This is a genomic window from Streptomyces sp. YIM 98790 (assembly GCF_011421595.1).
Classification (GTDB): Bacteria; Actinomycetota; Actinomycetes; order Streptomycetales; family Streptomycetaceae; genus Streptomyces.
Genome location: NZ_WTLH01000296.1, coordinates 1 through 4716 on the forward strand (window position 1 = coordinate 1; position 4716 = coordinate 4716).

The 4716-nt window shown below is 73.6% G+C and carries 4 protein-coding genes and 1 pseudogene; all 5 read right to left on the minus strand.

The genetic code is table 11. From position 1 onward, the window contains the following. Positions 1-340, minus strand: a pseudogene (locus tag GQS09_RS26950) (hypothetical protein); the annotation flags it as partial. Positions 341-739: 399 nt separating this feature from the next. Then, positions 740-1822, minus strand: a complete 1083-nt coding sequence (locus tag GQS09_RS26955) for an ATP-binding protein (RefSeq protein ID WP_165990147.1) — start codon at positions 1820-1822, stop codon at positions 740-742. Positions 1823-1825: 3 nt separating this feature from the next. Then, positions 1826-2656, minus strand: a complete 831-nt coding sequence (locus GQS09_RS26960) for a response regulator transcription factor (RefSeq protein ID WP_165990148.1) — start codon at positions 2654-2656, stop codon at positions 1826-1828. Between the two features lie 137 nt (positions 2657-2793). Beyond that, positions 2794-3657, minus strand: a complete 864-nt coding sequence (locus tag GQS09_RS26965) for a spermidine synthase (protein WP_243761836.1) — start codon at positions 3655-3657, stop codon at positions 2794-2796. Between the two features lie 117 nt (positions 3658-3774). Beyond that, positions 3775-4578: a protein phosphatase 2C domain-containing protein gene (locus tag GQS09_RS26970; protein ID WP_165990149.1), complete on the minus strand. Its 804-nt coding sequence runs from the start codon at positions 4576-4578 to the stop codon at positions 3775-3777. Between the last annotated feature and the right edge of the window lie 138 nt (positions 4579-4716).

The window sequence follows — 4716 nt, forward strand, 5'->3', positions numbered from 1 at the left end:
CGGCGGCCGGCGCGGACGCCGGCCGGGGCGCGCCGGGGGAGGGTGCCGCGGGCCGGGACGCCTCCGGAGAGGGTGCCGCGGGCGCCTGCTGCGCCTGCGGTGCGTCCGGCGCGGCCTTGGGCTTGGGCTGCTCGGCGGGGGCCGTGGCGGTGGACTTGTAGTCGGCGAAGAAGTCCCACCACGCCCGGTCAACGGAGTTCGGGTCCTTCAGGTACTGCTGGTAGATCTCGTCGACGAGCCATTCGTTGGCGCCGAAACCGTCCTTGGAGGTGTTTCCCCGGCTCACTTGGCCGTTGGAGACACTCGACGTGTTCGACGTATCTGGGGACTGTGGCGACACGGCGGCAACCGCCCTCTTCCGCTCCGCAAGGTAATGGACAGCGGAGAACAAGGCTACGCCTTCCCCATGGTCCGGCGCAGGTGTCCATGCCCAGATCGTCACCTAGCTCACACCCGGGAGGGGGTTTCGGGGAGCAACCCGGCGGGAAAAACCCGGGGTTCGAGAGCTTCCACGCACGCCGACGGGGGCCTGTGACAGCGCTTCGTCACAGCCCTGAAACGATTCGTCGCGCCCGGAGCGGCCCCCTCCGTTTCCCCGTCACCCTACGTCAACCGGGTGATCGCGAACAGACCGGAACGAGTGAGGAGGGGGACCCCGGCGCCCCCCGCGGCGGCCGGCCCGGGCATGCGCCGGCGGCCGGCGCCGCGGGCCGGGGCCCCGGCCCGGTGCCGGGCCGGGTCAGCGACCGGGGAGGGTGAGCCGGATGCGGCAGCCCCGGCGGGACTCGGCCACCCCGATGGTGCCGCCGTGCAGGTCGATCGCCCAGCGCGAAATGGCCAGGCCCAGCCCGGTGCCGCCGGTGTTCCGCGAGCCGGCCACGCCGGCCTGCGCCGCGGCCTGGCCGAAGCGCTCGAAGACCAGCTCCCGCTGGGCCTGCGGGATGCCCGGCCCCTCGTCCAGCACCTCCAGTGCCAGACCGCCGTGCGAGCGCTCCAGGGCCCGGGCCCGGACCGTGACCCGGCCCCCGCGCGGGCTGTGCTTGATGGCGTTGTCCACCAGATTGGCCACCACCTGGTCCAGCCGCTCCAGATCCGCGTACCCGGTCAGGTCGGGCGGCGAGACGTCCAGGCTCAGCCGCACGTCCACCCGGCCGTGGCCCTGCACCAGGGCCAGGCCGGTGGAGCCGAGCAGATCGGCCAGGTACGGCTCGACCTTGAAGGCGCGCGGCTCCAGCGGGATCACCCGGCTCTCCAGCCGGGACAGGTCGAGCAGCTGCTCGACCAGCCGGGACAGCCGCTCGGTCTGCCGCAGCGCGCTGGCCATCACCCGCGGATCGGGCTCCGAGACGCCGTCCACGACGTTCTCCAGCACCGCCCGCAGCCCGGCGATCGGGGTGCGCAGCTCGTGCGACACATTGGCCACCAGCTCCTTGCGGTGCCGGTCCACGGCCTGGAGGTCCGCGGCCATCCGGTTGAACGCCCGGCCCAGGTCACCCAGCTCGTCGCGGCGCGAGACCCGCACCTGGCGGCCGTAGTCGCCGCGCGCCATGGCCCCCGCCGCCGCCGTCATCTGCGACAGCGGGGACACCAGGCCCTGCGCCACGAACTGGGTCACCAGCAGCGAGGCGATCACCGCGACGATGGCGATCACCCGGACCTCGATCGCCGACTTGTAGGCCAGCAGGATCAGGCCGGTGGTGATCGTCACCGAGACGATGACCAGCGCACCGAGCGCCGCCTTGAGCGAGCGGAACGGGTCCACCGGGCGCAGTGCCGCCCAGACCCGGCTCCGCCAGGGAGGCGGGCACGGTCCGCCGGCCACCCGTCAGCCTCCTTCGACGGGCCCGACGCCGTTGGCCGAGGTCTCCAGGGCGTATCCGACGCCGTGCACGGTGCGGATGCGCTCCGCGCCGATCTTGCGGCGCAGCGCCTTGACGTGGCTGTCCACCGTGCGCGTGCCGGAGGCGTCCGCCCAGTCCCACACGTCGGCCAGCAGCTGCTCCCTGGTCAGCACCGCGCGCGGCGAGCGGGCCAGGCAGAGCAGCAGGTCGAACTCGGTCGGCGTGAGGTGGACGTCCTTGCCGCCCGCCCGCACCCGGCGCTGGGCGCGGTCGATCTCCAGGTCGCCGAGCATGACCCGGCCCGGGGAGGCCGGCGCGGTGGCCACCGCCGCCGCCCGTTCCACCCGGCGCAGCAGCGCGTGGGTGCGGGCGACGAGTTCGCGCATGGAGAACGGCTTGGTCATGTAGTCGTCCGCGCCCACGCCGAGGCCGATCAGCATGTCGGTCTCGTCGTCGCGCGCGGTGAGCATCAGCACCGGGATGGGCCGCTGGGCCTGGACCCGGCGGCACACCTCCAGCCCGTCGTAGCCGGGGAGCATGACATCCAGCACCAGCAGGTCCGGCTGGAACGCCGCGGCGGCGTCGACGGCTGCGGGGCCGTCGGCCGCGGTCTGCACCAGAAAGCCCTCCGAGCGGAGCCGGGTGGCTATGGCCTCCAGGATGGTGGGGTCATCCTCCACGACCAGGATGCGGCGCTGGGCGCCGGGCGTGGTCACGGTACTGATCGGGTAGCGCTGGCGCTCCCCGTTCTCCGACGAGTGCGGGTCGGTTTCCCCGCCTCCGCCGGGTCGTGCACTGCCATGTGTCTGATTCATGTTGTGTCCCGCCCCCGGGATATGTCTTGCGGAGCCAGTCGGCTGGTCTGGCATTCCTCAGGTCGTGTGCGCCGGGAGGTCCTTCCGTCGGGCCTGACGGCGCTGGGAGCAGCGTAGATCCCCGGACGGCGCCCGGGCTATGCCGCTCGGTGGCCCAGATGCACGGCATCAGGGGCTCCTCGCGGTACCGGAACCAGCGTGGTGCGGACATTCCGGAAACCGGCGTTCCGCAAGGCATGTTCGAACCTGCTGGACGGTGCTGCCGACCATACGGCAAGGACGCCGCCCGGCGTCAGCCTGAACCGGCAGGTAATCAGGCCGGAGGCCGAATACAGACTGTTGTTGTCCTCGGTCATGGTCCAGTCCGGGCCGTTGTCGATGTCCAGGCAGAGCACGTCGTAGCGGGGTCCGGGGGCCTTCAGGTGCTCCAGCAGGCCGGTGTGCAGCACGGTGGTGCGCGGGTCGCCGAGAGCCTCGCCGGTGAGACGATTCAGTGGTCCGGACCGGTGCCAGTCGATCACCGCGGCCTCCCGTTCCACCACGGTGATGCTGCCCCAGCGCGGTTCGGCGGCGGCCTCCAGGAGCGAGAACCCCGCGCCCAGACCGCCGATGAGCAGCGACGGAGCCGGCCGGGCCGGGCCCGCGGCGGTGCCGGGGCGTGCGCAGGGGCCGGGTGCGTCCAGCGCCTCCAGGGCGGCGCGCACCAGCAGACGTTCGGAGCGGCCGTCCGAGGTGTCCATCAGAAAGCAGCCGTTGGCGATGATTTCGTACCGGTCCCCCCGGCGCCGCAGCACCACCTCGCCGTGCGGGCCCTGCCGCCGGTCGAGCACCTCGGGCGGCTCCTGCGGCCCGGCCGCGGGCGGCCGGGGCGGTCCGGTGGCGGGGCCGGCCGGGATGGCCGAGACCCGCGATTCGGGTGGGGCGGGTGCGGCGGGTATGACAGGTGTGGCGGAGGGGACGGGAGAGAAGGACGGCGGTCTGCCGGACTGCTGCTGAACCATGCGGGTCATCGTGTCCCAACGGCCGCCCCGGGCGCGGCAACAAGCCGCCGTCCGCGTGTCCGCCCGGCAACCCGCCCTCGCCCGGCGCCCGTTCCTCCTGCGCCCCGCCCTCGGCGGTCAGAGCTCGGCCAGCACGGCCGTGGCGTCGTCATGGATCTTGCCACGGGGGAAGGCGGTGCACGACGGGTCGGCCCGCTCGGCAGCCCGGACCTGGGCAACCACCTCCCGCGGACCCTTCTTGGCGAGCAGCGCGAACAGCGCTCCCCAGTCCCCGAGCCGGAACACCTCCGTCCAGCGGGAGGCCCCGTCGGTCAGCGCGGCCAGCGCCCGCACCCCCTCCCGGGGCAGCGTGCCGGTCACCGCCCGGTGCGCGACGCCGGGGTCGGCCGCGGCGGTGTGGAATCCGCCCTCGGCATTGCGCCGCGACTCGATGAACGCCGGGCGCTCCGTGAAGGGCACGGTGGCGCGGGCCGTCGCCCAGACCTCGTCCAGCCGGGTGTCGAGCACCGGCAGCACCGTGCCGTCGCGGCGTTCGATCAGCAGCACCGAGTCGCACAGCACCAGATATTCGAGGGCCGTGGCGTCCCAGCGGGCCGCCACCACGGTGGACTGCGGCGTCCGGGGGTGAGAAAGCTCACACCCTTCGCCGTGCGCATGTGCGGTTTCGTCAATGGCCTGGACCAGGCATTCCGTCAGCGGAAGGTCCGGCCGGGAACCGCAGAGGTGCAGCAGCGCGCCGCCGAGCCGCGCCGTGTACCAGGGGGTGCCGTGCCGGCACCCGGTGTTCTCGCCGGGTGCGGTGCTGACCCCGTCGAGCAGCACCACGGTGCCGCCGCGGCCCGGGGCCGGTGCCGCCGCGGCGGCATAGTCGTCGTTGGGATGGCCGTCGCTCCGGGGATCGGTCACGGATTCGCAGCGCATGCGGTTCAGTCTGCCGCCCCGGGCGGACGGTCCGGGACAGCGCGCCGGTGACCGGATGCGGCATCCGGCGGCACCGGAGGACCGCGGGGAGGCCGAAGCCCGCCGTGGCGCGCGATGCCCGCCGTGGCGCGCGATGCC

Coding starts and splice junctions, on each gene's coding strand:
- GQS09_RS26960 (WP_165990148.1), bottom strand. CDS start 2,656: ATGAATCAGACACATGGCAGTGCACGACCCGGCGGAGGCGGGGAAACC.
- GQS09_RS26965 (WP_243761836.1), bottom strand. CDS start 3,657: ATGGTTCAGCAGCAGTCCGGCAGACCGCCGTCCTTCTCTCCCGTCCCC.
- GQS09_RS26970 (WP_165990149.1), bottom strand. CDS start 4,578: ATGCGCTGCGAATCCGTGACCGATCCCCGGAGCGACGGCCATCCCAAC.